This is a genomic window from Staphylococcus taiwanensis, assembly GCA_020544305.1.
Classification (GTDB): domain Bacteria; phylum Bacillota; class Bacilli; order Staphylococcales; family Staphylococcaceae; genus Staphylococcus; species Staphylococcus taiwanensis.
This window is the reverse complement of record CP058667.1, coordinates 2,059,086-2,080,672: the sequence shown is the minus strand read 5'-3', so window position 1 is coordinate 2,080,672 and position 21,587 is coordinate 2,059,086. Positions and strand designations below refer to the sequence as shown.

Genomic DNA, 21,587 nt, shown 5'->3' with positions numbered 1-21,587 from the left:
GGGTGATGCGATTCGAAGACATAGATAAGAAAAGTCCAAACGAAACTCAGCATGAAGGTTAAATATTTAAAAGGAGTCATCGGAATGAAAAAAACTGTCTTATTTTTATTATTATCTTTAATATTAGTTTTATCAGCTTGTAGTAATGGATCAAATAACAAAGATTCAGGGTCTAAGAGTGAAAGCAATGACTCAAAAGAAACTGTAAAAATTAAAAATAACTTTGAAGCAAGTGGTAAAGAACGTGACGGAAGTGATGCTAAGAAAGTGAGTAATACTGTAGAAGTACCTAAAAATCCTAAAAATGCCGTTGTATTAGATTATGGTGCATTAGATGTGATGAAAGAATTAGGTGTAGCTGACAAAGTTAAAGGATTACCAAAGGGTGAAAATAACGCTTCTTTACCAGATTTTCTAAAAGAATTCAAAGATGATAAATACATTAATACCGGAAACTTAAAAGAAGTTAATTTTGACAAGGTTGCTGCAGCAAAACCAGAAGTTATCTTTATTTCAGGAAGAGCTGCTAATCAGAAAAACTTAGATGAATTCAAAAAAGCTGCACCTAAGGCTAAAGTTGTGTATGTAGGTGCTGACGAAAAACATCTTGTTAAAGACATGAAGAAGAATACAAATAACTTAGGTAAAATTTACAACAAAGAAGATAAAGCCAAAGATATTAATAAAGATTTAGATGAAAAAATTTCTGAAATGAAAGATAAAACGAAGAAATTTAAGAAATCTGTAATGTATTTATTAGTAAATGAAGGTGAATTATCAACATATGGACCTGGAGGACGCTTCGGTGGTTTAGTATATGATACATTAGGTTTCAAACCAGTAGATAAGAATGTAAGTGATAGTCCTCACGGACAAAACATTAATAATGAATATATTACTAAACAAAATCCAGATGTGATCTTAGCAATGGACCGTGGTTCAGTAGTTGGTGGAGAATCATCTGCAGATAAAGTCTTAAGTAATAGTGTACTTAAAGATGTTAAAGCTGTTAAAAATGACAATGTATACGAATTAGATCCTAAATTATGGTATTTTGCTTCAGGTTCATCAACTACAACAATTAAACAAATCGATGAATTAGAAGAAATTGTGGATAAATAAAATATACAATTTTATATCAAAATGGGCTTGCTATAAAAGCAAGCCTTTTTTATTGCGAAGAAATTAGATTTTAAACAAAAAAGATATTGATAAATATTTAATAGTAAAGTAATATAATTATTGATGATAGTGATAATCATTATCAATTATATAAAAAGGAGTCCTACATCAATGAAAAAGACGATTTTATTTTTATTATTAAGTCTTGTTCTGGTATTAACAGCATGTGGTAAGGGTTCTGAAAGTAAGAATGATGAACCTAAAAATAGCAATAACAAAGATACAGTTAAAATAGAGAATAACTATAAAATGCGTGGCGAGAAAAAAGATGGTAGTGATGCTAAGGTTGTTAAAGAAACAGTGGAAGTACCTAAAAATCCTAAGCGTGCTATAGCCTTTGATTATGGGGCTGTCGATATTTTAAAAGCATTTGGTGTTCAAGACCAAATTAAAGGTTTACCTAAAGGTGAGAAGAATTCTACACTTCCTGATTTCTTGAGTGAATTTAAAGATGACAAATATATCAATACAGGTAATATGATGCAAATTCATTTTGATAAAGTTGCTAAAGCAAAACCTGATATTGTTTATATTTCTAATAGAACAGCAACTCAAAAGAATATTGACGAATTGAAAAAAGCGGTTCCTAACGCTGCTATTCTCTATGTTGGCTCAACTGAAAAAAATTATCTTGATGATATGAGAAGAGTAACAACTAATTTAGGTAAAATTTATGGTAAAGAAGATAAAGCGAAGGCATTAATCGATGAGTTAGACAAAAAGATTGCCGATACAAAAGCTAGAGCTCAAAAATCAGATAAATCCACAATGTATTTATTGGTAAATGAAGGTGAATTATCTACATTTGGCCCTGGAGGTCGTTTCGGTGATTTAGTATTCGACACACTAGGTTTCAAACCTACAGATAAACATGTTAAAGCTAGTCCTCATGGCCAAAATATTAATAATGAGTATATTACTAACAAAGATCCAGATATTATTTTAGCGATGGACAGAGGACAAGTCGTTAGCGGTAAATCAAGTGCTAAGCAAACGTTATCTAATGATGTTATTAAAGATGTTAAAGCAATTAAACAGGGTAATGTATTCGAATTAGATCCAAAATTGTGGTACTTTAGCGCGGGTTCAACAACGACGACACTAAAACAAATCGATGAACTTAATAAAGTTCTAGATAAAGTAGAAAAACAATAATCGTCTTTGTTAATTTTTAAGCGATGTTAAGTATCTAGCACACAAATTAATTTTTAATACTAAATAAGCGCCTAAGTGAACGGTTTTTAGTTCATTTAGGCGCTTGTATTCCTTATATTTCAAAATATAGGTGATAGTGAAATTTACAGCGATTATTAAAGTGTGCCTTACAATTAGGACATAGTTCAGTCATCATATAATCTTGAATGGATAATTCATGTTTACATACACCACACATGATCGCTTTTTCATTAAATTCTTGTTCTGACCATCTTACAATCTTATGAGATTCATGTTCGTTATGGCATTGGTAACAAGGGTAGTATTTATCACAACATTTAAATTTAATCGCCACTACATCTAAAAATGTATGATAATGTGTGCAACGTGTTTCATCATCCACAAGGGAACCATATACTTTAGGCATCGAATAACGCTCCTTATATCACCTTATATTTCAATTAGTCTTCTGGATATTCTCCAATGATACGAACTTCACGATGTAGTTCAACATCAAATTTCTCTTTAACTACTTTTTGTACATGGTGGATTAAATCTTCATAATCTGTAGCCGTACCATTATCTACGTTGACCATAAAGCCAGCATGCTTTTTAGACACTTCGACACCGCCGATACGATGGCCTTGCAAGTTTGAATCTTGAATTAATTTTCCGGCAAAGTGACCAGGTGGACGTTGGAAGACGCTGCCACATGAAGGGTATTCAAGCGGCTGTTTCGTTTCGCGGCGCTCAGTTAAATCATCCATCTTAGCCTGGATATCATCCAAATTACCAGGTGCTAATGTAAACGCAGCTTCAAGTACAACTAAATGTTGTTTTTGGACAATACTATTTCGATAGTCTAATTCAAGTTCTTGCTTAGTAAGTTGAATTAAATCGCCTTGTTCATTGACGCAAAGGGCATAGTCTATACAGTCTTTAATTTCGCCACCGTATGCACCAGCATTCATATAAACCGCACCACCGACTGATCCAGGAATACCGCAGGCAAATTCTAAACCAGTTAAGACATGGTCTCTTGCAGCACGTGAAACATCAATAATAGCTGCACCACTACCAGCAATGATTGCATCATCAGATACATTGATATGCTTTAATGATAATAAACTAATGACAATGCCTCGAATGCCACCTTCACGGATAATAATGTTAGAACCATTTCCTAAATAAGTAACAGGAATGCTATTATCGCGAGCGTATCGTACAATTGCTTGTACTTGTTCATTTTCAGTTGGTGATAAGTAGAAATCCGCGTTACCACCTGTTTCAGTATATGTATAGCGCTTTAAAGGTTCATTAACTTTAATAATATCTTCAGGAACTAAAGATTTTAAATCTTGTAAGATGTCTTCTTGTTTTGACATAAGTACATCCTTTCTTCTCTTCTATTATCTAATCCTTATTATAGCAACTTTACAAATGATTTGCTAAGAACGGGGTCGGTACGTCGCTTGTTTTAGCACATTTATTTAAAGTTTATTAAATAATTCGTCAAAGTATTTTTGTTTTTGATTTTCGTATGGTCTTATATAATTAACATGTTGCAGTATTGTTTTCTTTTTTTCTGAAAATTGAAAAGCAATGTCTGGTTGTGTTGCAAGTGCTTCATCTACAGCTAGATATTGTTTAAAAAGTGGTGTATCCATTTGGATAATATGTAATCGAATCGTTTGTTTTAAATCAATCATGTTATTAAATTTCGCCATCATTACTTTCTTTGTATATGGATGATGAAGTCGATAAAAGCCAACATAATTTAAACGCTTTTCATCTAAGGCTGTAATATCATGTAAGTTATTTACGCCAACTAAAATATCCAATATTGGCTCAGTGTCATAATTAAAATGACGTGTTCCCCCAATGTGTTGTGTAAATTGAACAGGAGAATCTAATAAATTTAATAGTAATGTTTTAGTAGTTTGATATAATTCAACATAATCAGTAGTAGATGAGCCTTGTTCAAAAGGCTGAACTGTTGAGTACATGCGTATCTCCTTCATATTGTAGGTTATTTAGCAAATTCTGAAATACTATAACACAAATCATTTTCAATATAAATAGCTTTAGGTATAATACGTGATGATAGGAGTGCAATTATGAAAAAACTAGCAATTCTTTCAATAATGGTTATCTGTGGACTGTTACTTGCTTCATGTGGCAATCAAAAGAGTGCTGATTTGAAAGACTTTCAGAATCAGTTAAATAAGGTTGAACATAAGAAAAAAGATGTTAAAACAGTTATGGATAAAATTCATTTAAAACAAATAGACCAATTGAGTAAGACAGATACAACAGACAAGAATAAGAGAGAGTTTAAAGCATTGCAGAAAGACATAAATAATCATTTAATACCAGTATTTGATGATTATGAAAAAGAAGCCAAAAAATTACCAGCTAAAAGCCATAATGTAAAAGAATTAAAAGAGAAATATTTGAAGAATGTTCAGCATGAGAAAAAATCAATTCAAGACGTAAAATCATTTGTAGATTTATGTAATAAGTCTATAAAAGCTAATGAAGATATTTTGGATTATACGAAATTATTTGAAAGCAATCGATCACAAGTAGAAACGCAAATTCAAAAAGCTAGCAATCAAGACGATGCCAATCAATTAACATCTAAAATTGAAAACAATAATAAAAAATTAAAAGAAACAGCTCAGAAATATTTAGAGAATGAGCATTCTGATTCGAAAAATGCAATTGAAAAACGTATTAAACCTTTAATTGAAAAGCAAATTACCGAATTAAACCAAACGAATATTACTGACTCAAATGTTAATAATGCACGTAAAAATGCGATAGAAATGTACTATAATTTATTGAATTATTACGACACACGTGAAAATACTATAGCTATTGAGAAAAAACTTTCTAAAATTAATGTCGAAAAGTTGCCGAAAACGGGTAAAGAGTTAAGTAAATACGATAATGATTTTTACGATGATTTAAAGAAAGTTAAAGCGCAACAATAATATGATAGTTAGTAAAATTAAAATTTCCGGTTAACATTAGACAGTGAAATGTGTATAATTGAACCCATTGAGTAGTTTAAAATGATTATAAAGAGCAATGAATATGGGCATAAATAATTTTAGAGGTGAATAGAATGGCTATTAAGCTGAGTTCGATTGACCAGTTTGAACAAGTACTTGAAGACAATAAATACGTATTTGTATTAAAACATAGTGATACTTGTCCAATCTCAGCAAATGCATTTGATCAATTTAATAAGTTTTTATATGAAAGAGATATGGATGGCTATTATTTAGTCGTTCAAGAAGAAAGAAAGTTATCTGATTATATCGCTGAAAAAACAAATGTAAAACATGAATCTCCACAAGCATTCTATTTCATTGATGGAAAAGCTATGTGGAATGCGAGTCATGATGATATTAATGTATCTTCATTAGCTCAAGCTGAAGAATAAAATACAAAAACATATTGAAAGTTATGCGTAAGGCTGAGACATACCCGTTTGATGGTGGTCTCAGCCTTAATTTCTACCGTACAATTGGCTTTCAATTATGAAAAGTACAGATGATACATGTATAATGTGAAAGTGAAGTCGAATAAATAACATCTAAATCAGTTTTACAAAAAATAAAGAAAATGGCATGAGGTGATTAAGAGATGAAAGTATTAGTAGCCATGGATGAATTTAACGGTATCATTTCAAGTTATCAAGCTAACCGTTTTATAGAAGAAGCGGTAGCAAGTGAAATAGATAATGCAGATATTGTTCAAGTACCTTTGTTTAATGGACGTCATGAATTAATGGATTCAGTGTTCTTATGGCAGTCCGGTACAAAGTATAAAATAAATGCGCATGATGCAGATATGAATGAAGTCGAAACAGTTTACGGACAAACCGAGCAAGGGTTAACGATTATTGAAGGTAATCTATTTGTTAAAGGTCAAAAGCCAATAGAACAACGGTCAAGTTATGGTTTAGGTGAGGTCATTTTAGATGCGCTTAATAATGGTGCAGATAATATTGTCATTTCACTTGGTGGTATAGATAGTTTTGACGGTGGCATTGGCATGTTGCAAGCATTGGGTGCTAAATTTTATGATGATGAAGCAAATGTACTTGATGCACGTGAAGGAACTCAAATTATCAAGTTTATTAGACGAATTGATTTAGCTGATATTCCTCAAGCGTTTAAAGATGCACACATTCAATTGATGTCAGATTTTTCTAGTAAATTATATGGGAAAAATAGTGAAATGATGCAGACTTATGACACACAACACATTGATCGACAAAAAGCTGCAGAAATAGATAATTTGATTTGGTACTTTAGTGAAATTGTTAAGCATGAATTAAAAGTAGCGATGGGTCCTGTCGAACGTGGTGGTGCTGGTGGAGGCATTGCTGCTTTATTACACAGTTTATATGGTGCTGAAATACTAACGAGTCATGAATTAGTGGATCAAATCACACATTTGGATGATCTAGTATCTCAAGCTGACTTAATTATTTTTGGAGAGGGCTTGAAAGAAGAAGATCATTTACTTGAAACAACCACTTTAACAATCGCTGAATTAGCAGATAAACATCATAAGCCCGCGATTGCTATTTGTGCAACTGATGATAAATTTGATGTTTTTAATAAATATAATATCACAGCAATGTTTAATACATTTATTGAAATGCCTGAAACGTTTGAAGATTTTAAAATGGGCATTCAACTTAGACATTACACTGTACAAGCATTAAGATTATTGAAAACATCTTTAAGTGAATAAAAAATACATTAAAAATGCCTGGGACATTCGGTCTCAGGCATTTTTAATGTAATAGTATTTTATTTTTTATGGTTTGTTACTTCTTGAGCGATACCTATGATAACCTGTACCGCTTTTTCCATTACATCTATAGATGCATATTCGAAAGGACCATGGAAATTTCCACAACCCGTGAAAATGTTAGGTGTAGGTAAACCTTTAAATGATAGTTGTGATCCGTCGGTACCACCACGAATTGGTTCAGTATTTGGTTCAATATTTAAATCTGCAAATACTTTTTTAGGAATATCAATGATATAAGGATGTGGTTCAATTTTCTCAGCCATATTATAATATTGATCTTCAATATCGACTTTAACTGGGAAATCTTCATAATGTGTATTAATATCATCGCGGATTTCTAAAAGTTTTTTCTTACGCAATTCGAACGTTTCTCTATCATGATCGCGAATAATATATTGGAGCGTCGCTTTTTCAACGTTACCTTCAAATTTCATTAAATGAAAGAAACCTTCATAGCCTTCTGTACGTTCAGGCACTTCACCGGCTGGTAATAAACTATGGAATTGGTGACCTAATGAAAGGGCATTAACCATAATATTTTTAGCTGAGCCAGGATGAACATTCACGCCATGAGTCGTAATTTTAGCTTCAGCAGCATTGAAACTCTCAAATTGGAGTTCACCAAATTCACTGCCATCCATTGTATAAGCGAAATCCGCATTAAAACGTTCTACATCAAATTTATGAGGGCCTCGTCCAATTTCTTCGTCTGGTGTAAATGCGATACGAATTCGACCATGCTTGATTTCTGGATGTTCGTTTAAGTATTTCACAGCTTCCATAATTTCTACTACGCCAGCTTTGTCATCTGCGCCTAACAACGATGTCCCATCCGTAATCATCAACGTATGACCTATTAATTTTTTTAATTCAGGAAAAGTCTCTTGATTTAATACACGGTTAGTATCGCCAAGCTTAATTGACGTACCATCATATTCTTCCACGATTTGAGGATTCACGTTCGTAGCATTAAAATCAGGTGATGTATCAACGTGAGCTAAAAAGCCTACAGTTGGTACGGTATCCTCTACATTACTTTCTAATGTTGCAAACAAATAGCCATTTTCATCAAGTTCAGTTTCTAATCCGAATGTTTCAAGTTCTTGTTGTAATAAATGCAATAAATCCCATTGTTTTTCAGTAGAAGGCGTAGTTTCAGATTCTGGATTAGACTGTGTATCAATTTTGACGTAACGTGATAATCTGTCTATAATCTGTTCTTTCATAGCTAGACATCCCCTTAGATTCTATTATTCATATTATAAGATTTTCTATATGTTTTACCTTTAATTTTATCATATAACTGTTTGATACGTGTGTAAATATAGTAGAGGATTTCGGCGACTAATATACCGAATGCGATTGAACCAGAAATGAGCGTGACCTCTAAAAATGTATTTACTGCTTGTGTATAATCATTTGAAACTAAAAAGCGTGTTGCTTCGTATGCTGTCCCACCTGGTACAAGAGGTATAATTCCTGGCACAATAAAGATAATGACAGGGCGTTTATAACGGCGACTCATCACGTGACTGAGTAATCCTAGTATCAAACTACCTAGAAATGAGGCGCCCACTTTTCCTAAATCCATATCTACAGTATATTGGTAAATGGTCCATGCGACGGCACCAACAAAGCCACATGCTGCAAGCAGTTTCTTAGGCGCATTGAAAATGATAGAAAAAAGAACTGTAGAAATGAAACTAATTGTAAAATGGAATAAATAAAATAACATTTGTGAACAGCCTTTCTTAAAAAATTAGTAATACGATGGCTACACCAGCACCAATAGCAAATGAAGTAAGTGCAGCTTCAACACCACGTGACATCCCAGCTAGTAATTCGCCGGCCATTAAATCACGTATTGCGTTGCAAATTAATATTCCTGGTACAAGGGGCATAACACTTGAAATCGTTATAATGTTTTGGTTCGTCGCGATGCCTAACTTTGTGAATGTTGCAGCGATAGTGATAACCACAGCGGATGCGACAAACTCTGAAAAGAATTTAATTTGGATAAAACGTTGAACTAAACTAAAAGTTAGAAAAGCAGCACCACCGGCAATAACTGCAATCCAACAGTCAGAAGCTACGCCTCCAAACATGAATAGGAAGAAACCGCATGCGATTGCGGCAGCAAAAAAGTTTAATAAAAAAGAATATTGTAATGATGCCCGACGTAAATGAATCAGTTCAGATTTAGCTTCGTCTATAGATAATTCATTTCGTGCAATCTTTCGAGATAGACTGTTTGTTAGGGCAATTTTCTCTAAATCTGTAGTACGTTCACGTATTCGAATGAGTCTTGTATTTGTACGGTCATTGAGAGAAAAAATAATCGCTGTTGACGTTACGAAACTATATGTATCATATAAACCATAACTATGCGCGATACGATTCATCGTATCTTCTACACGATAAGTTTCAGCACCTGCTTCTAGAAGAATTCTTCCAGCAATTAATACAACATCAATCACTTTATTTTCATCGATAATAGTGATTGAATCTGACATAAACGTCACCTCCATAGCAAAGGGTAGATAAATTTCGTTAAATAGACAATTTGAAGTGTACAACTTGCGCACGTAACTTGCAATAGTGATTCACGTATTCATACCACTTCTTCAAAGATTGTTAACATACGATCTCAATTATTTACATTTTATGTGATTTTAAAATGTGAAATAACTACTAAAAAATCGACGTTATACGCTTAAAATATAAAAAACTTCTTTCAAAGTAGACATTGTAGAAATGTAACTTAGAAAGAAGTTTCGTATTTAAGTTTAAAACTTGTATCTCATTTTTTATTAGTAGCAATCTACATTTTAATAATAGGGTTGAACATGACTTGGTTACGGCCTTCATTTTTAGCAACATGAACCATGTCATCTGCGTCTTTAAATACTTTACGTTGTGATTTGTGATCTTCTTTAGTTAAGTAACCCACACCTATTGAAACGGATAATTTAATGACTTCTTTATTAGGTAAATGGAATGAAGATTTTTCTACACCTGTTCGAATATTCTCCGCAAGTTTAACACTTTGATCTAATGAATAATCTCGAATGACTACTGAGAATTCTTCGCCACCATTACGGAAAATTTGAAATTGTTTTGGCACGTAGTTTTTTAATAACTGTGACATTTGCTTGAGCACAGCATCACCAGAATGATGTGAATACGTGTCATTTACATCTTTAAATCCGTCTATATCTATTAAAAGAAGTGCTAGACTTTCATTATTATCTTCAGCGGCTTGTGAAATTTCATTTAAATGTCTATCAAACTCTTTAACGTTACCTAAACCTGTAAGATAGTCGTATTTGTCTTCATTTTCATAACGTGTAACAAGAGAGAAGAAATGCCACATATCAACAAACGTAATCGCTGAAGCAATCGTTAAAACAAATGAAATCGGAACTAAGACAGCTATTTCAGTCCAATCATATAAAGGACTAAAGATTGATAAAATGAATAATATAATCACACTGATAAGATTTAAAATGACCAAAGACACAATATCGTTTTGTTTCAAGAATGGTCCTACAACACTAACGATAATGCCAATAACTATAAGGACAACACCATATAAAATTGAGTTTCCAAAAGTGAAAACATCGACTAATGCAACAATAACAGCTGCAATTAATGTGTAGCCCATATTAGTGAAACGCCCTAAAAATAATAATGGGACAAATGTTAAATGAATTAGATATTCATGATGAAATGGGATAGGATATGCGGCGAGTAATAATGCTACTAATGTCATTAGGACGGTAACATAGCCTTTTGAAAAGACCATAATTTTATTTTCGGAATATTGTAACCGATGAAATAAATAAATTCCCGCAACCATGACCGCAATGTTATAAATAATTGCTTCAATCATATTGGAATCGACTCCTTTAATTTAACCATTAGTTATTGTAAGTGAAAACTTACCATTTGTCATTATGTTGTAGGACATACGTAGAATAAATTTTAAAAGGCACGTAGACTTTCATGTTCAAATTAAGAATGAAATGATATGATAGAAAAAATAACTTATCTTTACAAAAAATTAACAATATCTCAAACACACAAGCTAAAAGTGACGAAATAAGTTAAGATATTTGGTGTTTATAGATTAGATTTTATAGTTTGAAAGTGAAAGATTAGTTTAACATTTACTACTATAGTCCAGTATAAAAGAACGTAAAAAACTGTTTAAATTTAAATAAGCAGATAAAAATAAACGAGAAAATATTAAGAGAGATTTAATGAAGGTGAACTGATGTATACTTTACTACTCATTGCTGTAACAATGGTAATCAGTTTAATAATCACACCTATCGTAATTAAGCTATCTATTAAATACGATTTAGTAGATAGACCTAATTACAGAAAAGTACATACAAGGCCTGTGTCAGTATTAGGCGGTACCGTAATATTACTTTCTTTTCTAATTGGCATTTGGCTTGGTCATCCAATTGAAAGGGAAGTGAAACCTCTAGTTATTGGTGCAATTGTAATGTACTTAGTTGGGTTGATTGATGACATCTATGATTTGAAGCCACTATTAAAATTACTAGGTCAAATAATTGCCGCTTCAATTGTAGCTTTTTATGGCATAACAATAGATTTTATTTCTTTTCCGATGGGTCCCACAATTCATTTTGGAATATTAAGTATCCCAATCACTATTATTTGGATAGTGGCTATTACTAACGCGATTAATTTAATTGATGGTTTAGATGGTTTAGCTTCCGGGGTATCAGCAATTGGTTTAATCACCATTGCATTTATCGCAATTTTACAAGCCAATGTCTTTATTATCATGATTTGTAGTGTGCTTATTGGTGCTTTACTAGGTTTCTTATGTTTCAATTTCCATCCAGCAAAGATATTTTTAGGTGATAGTGGTGCTTTGATGATTGGATTCATCATAGGATTTCTATCCTTGCTAGGCTTTAAGAATATTACATTTATATCATTATTCTTCCCAATCGTAATTCTTGCCGTTCCATTTATTGATACATTGTTCGCGATGATTCGAAGAATGAGAAATGGACAACATATTATGCAAGCAGACAAGTCCCACTTACATCATAAATTATTAGCACTCGGTTATACGCATCGCCAAACCGTATTACTGATATACTCAATAGCCATTTTATTTAGTTTATCAAGTATTATCTTATATCTATCACAACCTTTAGGTGTACTACTCATGTTTATTCTTATTGTAGTCACAATTGAGTTGATTGTTGAATTTACAGGATTAATTGACGATAATTATCGTCCAATACTTAATTTGATTACTAAGAAAAATGATGAACATCATGCACAGGATAAAGTGAAACATAAATAATATATAAGCCTTGTTCATATATAGAAAGCTACTTCGAGTGATTAAATATGAACAAGGCTTTTTAGTTTGGTTTTATAATAAGAGTCAAGAACATGATTTCCAGAGAAATAGCCAGTAAATGATTTTTTAATTCATTTACTGGCTTCTTTATTTAGGCTCTATAATAAATTGGACTAATGATTAAAATTCATCAGTGCAATTATTGTGTTTTGAAAACAAAAACGGCGCAATTACCACAATAATTATTAGTTACCACACAAATAAAAAAGAAAGGTAATGCGCCTATGTGTAAGTCTATATTAAAACCATTAAAATTAAAGATAAATATATCATTTTTAAATGAAGTGACCGCAAAAAATATTATGGAAACATAAGATTATTTAATTATGTTGAACACTTCATTTTCAATTAAGTCGTTGGAATATCGAAAGGTAACTTTTTCACATTTCCTTCATGTAATTCAAAGTTTCCAGCTGTATTTCGATTTAAAAAATCAATAAAGTTATCATATTCTGATTGAACGACATCAATTTGATAACTTACCTTATCGGTATATGTTGTATCTCTTAAAATATAGGATGTGGAGGCTAATTCATATTCGAATTTACCTGTTAAGTCATAATTGATCGTTACTGTAGTCGGTATCGCATCTCTTAATTCAACGCGACCAATATCGTAGATGACGTCTCTTACAGCACCACTATAAGCACGAATCAAGCCACCGCCACCTAATTTAATGCCGCCAAAGTAACGTGTAACGACAACACAGACGTCATGAACATCTAATTTCTTTAATATTTCAAGCATGGGTACGCCAGCTGTACCACTCGGTTCACCATCATCATTGGCTTTTTGAATATTCATTTGATCACCAACAGTGTAGGCAGAACAATTATGGTTCGCTTCTTTATGCGTTTGTTTCATTTCATTTATAAAAGCTTTCGCTTCATCTTCAGAAGAGATTGGTTTTATATGTGCAATAAAACGAGATTTATTAATCACATTTTCAATTGTATGTGCTTGTTTGATAGTAATCACATGTTCACTCAATGCGTTCTCACCTCCATTAGTAATTAGCGTTATTAACTTTTATTATACACACTTATATTTAAATGAATAAATATCTGATTATGAATTTCTTTTTCAATAGAAATAATTTATAATAACCTTGAGTATAATTGAGGAGGACTACAATGAAAATCGCAGTAATGGCAGATTCAACTGGGTATCTACCACAAGACTTTATGGATAAGTATCAGATACCTATTGCACCATTAAGTGTCGCATTTGATGATGGAGAAACGTTTACTGAAAATGATAATGTTCCAATCGAACGTTTTTATAATAAAATGGCCTCATCTAAAACATTCCCAACAACAAGCCAACCAGCTATTGGAGAATGGATTAAAAACTACGAAATGCTAAGAGATAAAGGTTACACAGACATAATTGTGATTGCCTTATCAAGTGGAATAAGTGGTAGCTATCAATCAGCAACACAAGCTGGAGAAATGGTTGAAGGCGTCAAAGTTCATACTTTTGATAGTAAGTTAGCCGCTATGATTGAAGGAAGTTACACCATTTATGCAACTGAACTTGTGAAAAAGGGCTTCACACCAGAAGTGATAATCGAAGAATTAAAAGAAATTCGTGAGAATACAGGTGCATATTTATTTGTAGATGATTTGAAAAATTTACAAAAAAGTGGCCGTATAACAGGTGCCCAAGCTTGGGTAGGTACTTTATTAAAGATGAAACCAGTGCTTCGCTTTGAAGAAGATGGTAAGATTCATCCATTCGAGAAAGTTCGTACTAAAAAACGTGCTTTTAATGCATTGGAAGAGAATATCTTCGGCATTATTAAAGATAAAGACTTAGAAGAAGTTACAGTCTTTGTAATTAATGGCGATAAAATTGATGAAGGTAAAGCTTTTTATCATCATTTAAAAGAAACTTATCCAAATGTAAATGTACAATATTCTGAGTTTGGTCCAGTCATCGCGTCTCATTTAGGCTCAGGTGGATTAGGATTGGGATATTTCCCTAGAAAAATCGAGATAAATTAATTTTTGTAAGTCTAAAAGTGAGGGGATTAAGTGTATGCACAATGAGAATGCATTGTGTATTACCCTTATCCTAGTGCTTTTAGGCTTTTTATTTTTGAAAAAGGAAGTGATACTTATAAAATATTATGGAAAATTAGTATTTCCTAATGTTGAATTAAGTGACGAGACAGTCATTATTAAGACACCCGGTATTGTTAAAACGTCAAAAGGTTATCGATGTATACAATGTGGCAATGAAGATGATAAACAATTGTGTGAATATGAAGCGGCATTTTCAAAGGAGAACATCATTTATTGTCGTAGTTGTATTCAATTAGGTCGTATGGATAATGTCACGGAATATCGAATAACAGAAAGTGTTTGTAGTAAAACAGATGGCTATTATGCATTACCATTTAAATTATCTGAACAGCAGTGTTATGCTTCAGAAAAGATAGTTGATGCGATTCATCATTTCAAGGATTTACTCTTATATGCTGTAACTGGAGCAGGGAAAACAGAAATGATGTTTGAAGGTATCCGAATTGCACGTCAATTAGGCTATAATGTAGCGGTTATTTCACCGAGAGTAGATGTGGTAATTGAAATTAGTTTACGTATCAAAGAAGCGTTTATCTATGAAGAAATTGACGTCTTACATCAATCAAGTCAGCAACAATACAATGGTCATTTCGTTATAGCAACGGTACATCAAATGTATCGTTTTAAAACACATTTCGACATTATATTTATCGATGAAGTCGATGCTTTTCCACTATCTATGGATCCAAGACTTGTAGAAGCGATTCAACTTGCCTCTAAACCACAACACAGTCATATATTTATGACAGCTACGCCTCCCAAAAATTTATTGAAACAATTGCCTCATGAACAAATTATTCAATTGCCCGCTCGGTTTCATAGACGTCCTTTGCCAGTTCCTCAATTTAAGTATTTCAAATTAAACACAAAACACATTCAATACAAGTTAAAACAATTATTGCTTCGACAAATTGAAGCGCAGCGTTACACGCTAGTCTTTTTTAATAATATTGAAATAATGAAACAAGTATTTAAACTTTATCATTATCTCTTTCCAGATTTAATATATGTTTCAAGCAAAGATGCGTTACGTTTTGAGAAAGTCGAAGCTTTACGTAAGGGCGAACATCGAATTGTCTTTACGACAACAATTTTAGAACGAGGTTTTACTATGCCTCGTTTAGACGTGATTGTGATGAATGCTGAAAGTTTTGACAAAGCAGCACTAGTACAAATTTCGGGACGGGTAGGACGCAAACAAGAAGCGCCAACCGGAACAGTTATTTTTTTACATGAAGGTGTGAGCTTATCCATGATTCAAGCTAAGAAGGATATTAAGCATATGAATCAATTAGGCTTAACGAAAGGGTGGTTAGATGCCTAAATGTGTGCAGTGTTTAAAGACGATTCATGAGCCACTCACTATTTTAAACTTTTATCGACCTGTCGAAAGAATGTGTAAAACATGTCAACAAGAATGGGATAACGTGAAATTGATTCAAGACCATCATCGTTGTCCAAGATGCTTAAACTATCATGAAGATGTGGATGCTGTTTGTTTGGATTGCCAATTTTTAGAAAAAGAATTTGCACTCATGTCACAACTATACTGTGATTACCAATATAGCGGCGTGATGAAAGAAACCATCCATAATTATAAATTTATGAGAGATTATTATTTAGCTGATGTACTGGCATCACAACTTCGCTTACCTCAAACTTCATATGACATGATTGTACCCATACCATCGCCTTATGAGCGTGATTTAGATCGAACATTTAATCCTGTGACGACTGTTTTAAAGAAAATGGGGGTCAAATATCATAATATTCTTGGAACTGACCTTAGACCCAAACAATCATTATTAGGTAAAATTGAGAGAGCGAAAGCACCCAATCCATTTTACGTCAAAGAGGATATGGATTTAACTGATAAAGAAATATTACTCGTAGATGATATTTATACAACTGGATTAACAATACATCATGCAGGGTGTAAATTGTATGATAAAAATGTCAGAAAATTCAAAGTGTTTACGTTTTCAAGATAGGTTAAACGTGGTATTATAATAGTAAGAATTACCAATATAAGAGGTTAAAGGAGAGATAGCTATGATTAGATTTGAAATTCATGGAGATAACCTCACTATTACAGATGCCATCCGCAACTATATTGAGGAAAAAATTGGTAAACTTGAACGTTATTTTAACGATGTGCCAAACGCAGTTGCACACGTTAAAGTTAAAACGTACCAAAACTCTACAACTAAAATTGAAGTAACGATTCCTTTAAAAAATGTAACATTAAGAGCTGAAGAACGACATGATGATTTATATGCAGCAATTGACTTAGTTACTAGTAAATTAGAACGTCAAGTACGTAAATATAAAACACGTGTTAATCGTAAGCATAAAAATCACGGTGAGCCAGAGGCGTTTGTAGCTGAAGTTCAAGAAGCACCTCCTGAGGTAGCAGAAGAAACTGAAGTTGAACCAACGAATGAGAGTGATATTGAAATTATTCGTTCAAAACAATTCAGCTTAAAACCAATGGACTCAGAGGAAGCAGTTTTACAAATGGATTTATTAGGACATGATTTCTATATCTTTACAGATCGTGAAACAGATGGAACAAGTATTGTTTATAAACGTAAAGATGGAAAATATGGATTAATTGAAACAACAGAATAACCATCAATAAACAAAACAAGTAAGAATAGAGAGCGTTCATTTCAAATGGACGCTCTTGTTTTATGTGAAAACTTATATAGTAATTCGTGGACGCTAATAAAATGCTGTGCTAATGTAATGAGGTAATTGGATATTTATGTTTAGAACATAAAGTTATAAATAATAAATAGGGAAGTACAGTAATAGATAATAGTTGTGTGCAATTAAGTACAACGTTTATATGAGTATTTAAGTATAAATTTGAAAGTATAAATGATATGATAAATTGTTGTAAGGAAACAGTTTTAAGCTAAAGGAGCGGACGTAATGGGATTTTTATCAAAAATTGCTGATGGCAATAAAAAAGAAACTAAACGTCTAGGTAAAATAGCCGATGAAGTACTCGCATTAGAGGAAGATATGGCTATCTTAACTGATGAAGAAATTAAAAATAAAACCAAACAGTTTCAACAAGAAGTTCAAGACATAGAAGATGTGAAAAAACAAAATGATTATTTAGATAAGATTTTGCCTCAAGCGTATGCCCTTGTACGCGAAGGGTCAAAACGTGTCTTTAATATGACACCATATAAAGTACAAGTTATGGGTGGTATTGCGATTCATAAAGGTGATATCGCCGAAATGAGAACTGGTGAAGGTAAAACTTTGACAGCAACGATGCCTACTTATCTTAATGCACTTGCTGGTCGTGGTGTACACGTCATCACAGTCAATGAATACTTATCAAGTGTGCAAAGTGAAGAAATGGCTGAGTTATATGAATTTTTAGGTTTAACAGTAGGCTTGAATTTAAACAGTAAATCAACTACAGAAAAACGTGAAGCTTACGCTCAAGACATTACCTATAGTACTAACAACGAATTAGGCTTCGATTATTTAAGAGATAACATGGTCAACTATGCGGAAGAACGCGTAATGAGACCATTACATTTTGCGATTATTGATGAGGTCGACTCAATTTTAATTGATGAAGCAAGAACACCATTAATTATCTCTGGAGAAGCGGAAAAATCTACTTCTTTATATACACAAGCTAATGTATTCGCTAAAATGCTAAAAGCTGAAGATGACTATAAATATGATGAAAAAACAAAAGCAGTACATTTAACTGAGCAAGGTGCAGATAAAGCGGAACGCATGTTCAAAATTGAAAATTTATATGACGTACAAAATGTCGAAGTCATTAGCCACATTAATACTGCATTGAAAGCACATGTAACGTTACAAAGAGACGTCGACTACATGGTAGTTGATGGCGAAGTACTAATCGTGGACCAATTTACTGGACGTACAATGCCTGGTCGTCGTTTCTCTGAAGGGCTTCACCAAGCAATAGAAGCTAAAGAAGGCGTGAAGATTCAAAATGAATCTAAAACAATGGCGTCAATCACATTCCAAAACTATTTCCGTATGTATAACAAATTAGCTGGTATGACAGGTACTGCAAAAACGGAAGAAGAGGAATTCCGCAATATTTATAATATGACGGTTACACAAATTCCAACTAATAAACCTGTTCAACGTGATGACAAATCTGACTTAATCTACATCAGTCAAAAAGGTAAATTTGATGCTGTAGTTGAAGATGTTGTTGAAAAACATAAACAAGGACAACCCGTACTATTAGGTACAGTTGCAGTTGAAACTAGTGAATATATTTCTAACTTACTTAAAAAACGTGGTATTCGTCATGATGTATTAAATGCGAAAAACCATGAACGTGAAGCTGAAATTGTAGCAAACGCTGGACAAAAAGGCGCAGTTACTATTGCGACAAACATGGCTGGACGTGGTACAGATATTAAACTTGGCGAAGGCGTTGAAGAAATTGGTGGTCTTGCTGTAATTGGTACTGAACGCCATGAATCACGTCGTATCGATGACCAATTACGTGGTCGTTCTGGTCGTCAAGGTGATAAAGGTGATAGTCGTTTCTACTTATCATTACAAGATGAATTGATGGTACGATTTGGTTCAGAAAGATTACAAAAAATGATGAATCGTTTAGGTATGGATGATTCAACACCAATTGAATCTAAAATGGTATCACGTGCTGTAGAATCAGCTCAAAAACGTGTAGAAGGCAATAACTTTGATGCACGTAAACGTATTCTAGAATATGACGAAGTGTTACGTAAACAACGTGAGATTATTTATACTGAACGTAATAATGTGATTGACTCAGAAGATAGCTCACAATTAGTAAATGCAATGTTGCGTGCAACGTTACAACGTGGTGTAAACTATCATATCAATGAAGAAGACGATGACCCTGATTATGTACCATTTATTAACTACGTTAATGATGTCTTCTTACAAGAAGGAGATCTTACAGAAGAAGAAATTAAGGGTAAAGATTCAGAGGATATCTTCGAAATTGTATGGTCTAAAATTGAAAAAGGTTATGAAAGTCAAAAAGAAAAAATTGGCGATCAAATGCCTGAATTTGAACGAATGATTTTATTACGCTCAATTGATACACATTGGACAGACCACATCGATACAATGGACCAATTACGACAAGGTATCCATTTACGTTCATATGCACAACAAAATCCACTTCGAGATTATCAAAACGAAGGTCATGAGCTATTTGATATGATGATGCAAAATATTGAAGAAGATACATCTAAATTTATTCTTAAATCAGTTATACAAGTAGATGAAGACATCGAACGTGAAAAAACAACTGACTTCGGTACAGCACAACACGTATCAGCTGAGGATGGTAAAGAAAAAGCCAAAAAGCAACCTGTTGTTAAAGGCGATAAAATAGGACGTAATGATCCTTGTCCATGTGGTAGCGGCAAGAAATATAAAAATTGTCATGGCAGAGAAGAATAATCTAAACCATTATAAGCAGGAGTAGTGAAGTTGTTTTCACTCTCCTGTTTTTTGAATTTAATTGATGATCTTGTGTACTGAACTTTTGATATAGATTGTTGATGGTTTAGAACTTGATTTGTGAACGAGTTTGGTACTGCATTTTCAAAAGGAATGACAAGACTCAAAAATGTCATGTATTATAATGAAATATAGAGTGAAATGATTAGGAGAGATAAACGATGGAATTATCGGAAATCAAACGTAAACTTGATGAGTATAACGAAAATTTAACACAAATTAGGGGGTCTCTTTGACTTAGAAAATAAAGAGACAAATATCCAGGAATATGAAGAGATGATGACAGAGCCAGATTTCTGGGATGATCAAAACAAAGCACAAGAAGTTATTGATAAGAATAATGCGTTGAAATCTGTAGTTAATGGTTATCATGATTTAAATAATGAAGTCGAAGATATGACTGCGACATGGGAATTATTGCAAGAAGAATTTGATGAAGATATGAAAGGTGACTTGGAACAAGAAGTGACTGCTTTTAAAGAAAAAGTTGATCAATTCGAATTGCAATTATTATTAGATGGACCCCATGATGCGAATAATGCAATTCTTGAGTTACATCCTGGCGCTGGCGGTACTGAATCACAGGATTGGGCGAGCATGTTATTGCGTATGTATCAACGCTATGGCGAACAACAAGGTTTCAAAGTTGAAACGGTAGATTATTTACCAGGTGATGAAGCTGGCGTTAAAAGTGTAACACTCTTAATTAAAGGACATAACGCCTATGGTTATTTGAAAGCTGAAAAAGGTGTTCATAGATTAGTTAGAATTTCACCATTTGATTCATCAGGACGACGTCATACGTCATTCGCATCTTGTGATGTTATTCCAGAATTTAATAATGACGAAATTGAAATTGAGATTAATCCTGATGATATTACAGTTGATACATTTAGAGCATCTGGTGCAGGTGGACAACATATCAATAAAACAGAATCTGCTATTCGAATAACACACCATCCAACAGGTATCGTAGTAAATAACCAAAACGAACGTTCTCAAATTAAAAACCGTGAAGCAGCCATGAAAATGTTGAAAGCTAAGCTATATCAATTGAAATTAGAAGAGCAAGAACGTGAAATGGCTGAAATACGTGGTGAACAAAAAGAGATTGGTTGGGGAAGTCAAATCAGATCATATGTATTCCATCCCTATTCAATGGTAAAAGATCATCGTACCAATGAGGAAACTGGTAAAGTTGATGCTGTCATGGATGGCGAAATAGGACCATTTATCGAAGCTTATCTAAGACAATCCATGACACATAGTGAAGGATAATGAGACGGAGTTTCGATAAGAAATAGCTGAATAACCAAAGTTATCCTTTTTGAAGGAACTGTAAAAGAGCGTTTTGATATCTTATATAAATGAAAAAATAG

General features: G+C 33.0%; 20 protein-coding genes. 12 read left to right on the top strand and 8 right to left on the bottom strand.

Going from position 1 to position 21,587, the window contains the following annotated elements:
* The first annotated feature begins 84 nt into the window (after nucleotides 1-84).
* Both HYI43_09985 and HYI43_09980 read left to right on the top strand, forming a co-directional pair.
* A complete protein-coding gene (locus HYI43_09985; protein ID UDI78865.1) occupies nucleotides 85-1,122 on the top strand; it encodes an ABC transporter substrate-binding protein in 1,038 nt (345 codons plus the stop codon).
* Between the two features lie 171 nt (nucleotides 1,123-1,293).
* Nucleotides 1,294-2,337: an ABC transporter substrate-binding protein gene (locus HYI43_09980; protein ID UDI78864.1), complete on the top strand. Its 1,044-nt coding sequence runs from the start codon at nucleotides 1,294-1,296 to the stop codon at nucleotides 2,335-2,337.
* 112 nt (nucleotides 2,338-2,449) lie between these two features.
* Here HYI43_09980 and HYI43_09975 read toward each other — a convergent pair whose 3' ends face one another.
* The 3 genes from HYI43_09975 to HYI43_09965 all read right to left on the bottom strand — a co-directional run bounded on the left by HYI43_09975 (nucleotide 2,450) and on the right by HYI43_09965 (nucleotide 4,343).
* Nucleotides 2,450-2,764 carry a hypothetical protein gene (locus HYI43_09975; protein ID UDI78863.1) on the bottom strand — a complete coding sequence of 105 codons (315 nt, stop codon included), beginning with the start codon at nucleotides 2,762-2,764 and terminating at the stop codon, nucleotides 2,450-2,452.
* A gap of 34 nt (nucleotides 2,765-2,798) precedes the next feature.
* Complete coding sequence (locus HYI43_09970; GenBank protein UDI78862.1) at nucleotides 2,799-3,722, bottom strand: UDP-N-acetylmuramate dehydrogenase; 924 nt, start codon at nucleotides 3,720-3,722, stop codon at nucleotides 2,799-2,801.
* A gap of 105 nt (nucleotides 3,723-3,827) precedes the next feature.
* Nucleotides 3,828-4,343: a GrpB family protein gene (locus HYI43_09965; protein UDI78861.1), complete on the bottom strand. Its 516-nt coding sequence runs from the start codon at nucleotides 4,341-4,343 to the stop codon at nucleotides 3,828-3,830.
* A gap of 111 nt (nucleotides 4,344-4,454) precedes the next feature.
* Here HYI43_09965 and HYI43_09960 point away from each other — a divergent pair, with 111 nt between their 5' ends.
* The 3 genes from HYI43_09960 to HYI43_09950 all read left to right on the top strand — a co-directional run bounded on the left by HYI43_09960 (nucleotide 4,455) and on the right by HYI43_09950 (nucleotide 7,110).
* Entirely contained in the window at nucleotides 4,455-5,333 is an 879-nt protein-coding gene (locus HYI43_09960; GenBank protein UDI78860.1) for an EMYY motif lipoprotein, read from the top strand.
* 134 nt (nucleotides 5,334-5,467) lie between these two features.
* Nucleotides 5,468-5,788 (top strand): bacillithiol system redox-active protein YtxJ, encoded by a 321-nt coding sequence (gene ytxJ / locus HYI43_09955; GenBank protein ID UDI78859.1) that lies wholly within the window; start codon nucleotides 5,468-5,470, stop codon nucleotides 5,786-5,788.
* Nucleotides 5,789-5,991: 203 nt separating this feature from the next.
* On the top strand, nucleotides 5,992-7,110 hold the full coding sequence (locus HYI43_09950) for a glycerate kinase (protein UDI78858.1): 1,119 nt from the start codon (nucleotides 5,992-5,994) through the stop codon (nucleotides 7,108-7,110).
* 59 nt (nucleotides 7,111-7,169) lie between these two features.
* Here the strand turns inward: HYI43_09950 and pepT are convergent, their stop codons facing one another.
* The 4 genes from pepT to HYI43_09930 form a co-directional block, all read right to left on the bottom strand.
* The gene (gene pepT, locus HYI43_09945; protein ID UDI78857.1) at nucleotides 7,170-8,399 is read right to left on the bottom strand and encodes a peptidase T; all 1,230 of its coding nucleotides are present in this window, start codon (nucleotides 8,397-8,399) and stop codon (nucleotides 7,170-7,172) included.
* A 14-nt stretch (nucleotides 8,400-8,413) separates the two neighbouring features.
* Nucleotides 8,414-8,908 (bottom strand): threonine/serine exporter family protein, encoded by a 495-nt coding sequence (locus tag HYI43_09940; protein UDI78856.1) that lies wholly within the window; start codon nucleotides 8,906-8,908, stop codon nucleotides 8,414-8,416.
* Between the two features lie 16 nt (nucleotides 8,909-8,924).
* Entirely contained in the window at nucleotides 8,925-9,686 is a 762-nt protein-coding gene (locus HYI43_09935; protein UDI78855.1) for a threonine/serine exporter ThrE family protein, read from the bottom strand.
* A gap of 308 nt (nucleotides 9,687-9,994) precedes the next feature.
* Nucleotides 9,995-11,065, bottom strand: coding sequence for a diguanylate cyclase (locus HYI43_09930; protein UDI78854.1), 1,071 nt, complete (start codon nucleotides 11,063-11,065; stop codon nucleotides 9,995-9,997).
* Between the two features lie 384 nt (nucleotides 11,066-11,449).
* Here HYI43_09930 and HYI43_09925 point away from each other — a divergent pair, with 384 nt between their 5' ends.
* Nucleotides 11,450-12,526 (top strand): undecaprenyl/decaprenyl-phosphate alpha-N-acetylglucosaminyl 1-phosphate transferase, encoded by a 1,077-nt coding sequence (locus HYI43_09925; protein UDI78853.1) that lies wholly within the window; start codon nucleotides 11,450-11,452, stop codon nucleotides 12,524-12,526.
* 408 nt (nucleotides 12,527-12,934) lie between these two features.
* Here the strand turns inward: HYI43_09925 and HYI43_09920 are convergent, their stop codons facing one another.
* Complete coding sequence (locus tag HYI43_09920; GenBank protein UDI78852.1) at nucleotides 12,935-13,576, bottom strand: YigZ family protein; 642 nt, start codon at nucleotides 13,574-13,576, stop codon at nucleotides 12,935-12,937.
* A 143-nt stretch (nucleotides 13,577-13,719) separates the two neighbouring features.
* On the opposite strand from HYI43_09920, the gene HYI43_09915 reads away from it, so the two are divergent.
* From HYI43_09915 to prfB, 6 genes are all read left to right on the top strand, one after another.
* On the top strand, nucleotides 13,720-14,592 hold the full coding sequence (locus tag HYI43_09915; protein UDI78851.1) for a DegV family protein: 873 nt from the start codon (nucleotides 13,720-13,722) through the stop codon (nucleotides 14,590-14,592).
* Between the two features lie 34 nt (nucleotides 14,593-14,626).
* Nucleotides 14,627-15,997 carry a DEAD/DEAH box helicase family protein gene (locus tag HYI43_09910; GenBank protein UDI78850.1) on the top strand — a complete coding sequence of 457 codons (1,371 nt, stop codon included), beginning with the start codon at nucleotides 14,627-14,629 and terminating at the stop codon, nucleotides 15,995-15,997.
* The gene (locus tag HYI43_09905) at nucleotides 15,990-16,664 is read left to right on the top strand and encodes a ComF family protein (GenBank protein ID UDI78849.1); all 675 of its coding nucleotides are present in this window, start codon (nucleotides 15,990-15,992) and stop codon (nucleotides 16,662-16,664) included. Before HYI43_09910 ends, HYI43_09905 begins: the two co-directional genes overlap by 8 nt.
* Nucleotides 16,665-16,725: 61 nt before the next feature.
* Nucleotides 16,726-17,304, top strand: a complete 579-nt coding sequence (raiA, locus tag HYI43_09900) for a ribosome-associated translation inhibitor RaiA (protein ID UDI78848.1) — start codon at nucleotides 16,726-16,728, stop codon at nucleotides 17,302-17,304.
* A gap of 306 nt (nucleotides 17,305-17,610) precedes the next feature.
* Nucleotides 17,611-20,148, top strand: coding sequence for a preprotein translocase subunit SecA (secA, locus tag HYI43_09895; protein ID UDI78847.1), 2,538 nt, complete (start codon nucleotides 17,611-17,613; stop codon nucleotides 20,146-20,148).
* Nucleotides 20,149-20,369: 221 nt separating this feature from the next.
* Nucleotides 20,370-21,486 (top strand): peptide chain release factor 2 gene (gene prfB, locus HYI43_09890; GenBank protein UDI78846.1). Its coding sequence is split into 2 segments (ribosomal slippage): nucleotides 20,370-20,441 and nucleotides 20,443-21,486, totalling 1,116 coding nucleotides; the frame shifts between segments, so codons are not numbered across the junction.
* Nucleotides 21,487-21,587: the final 101 nt, after the last annotated feature.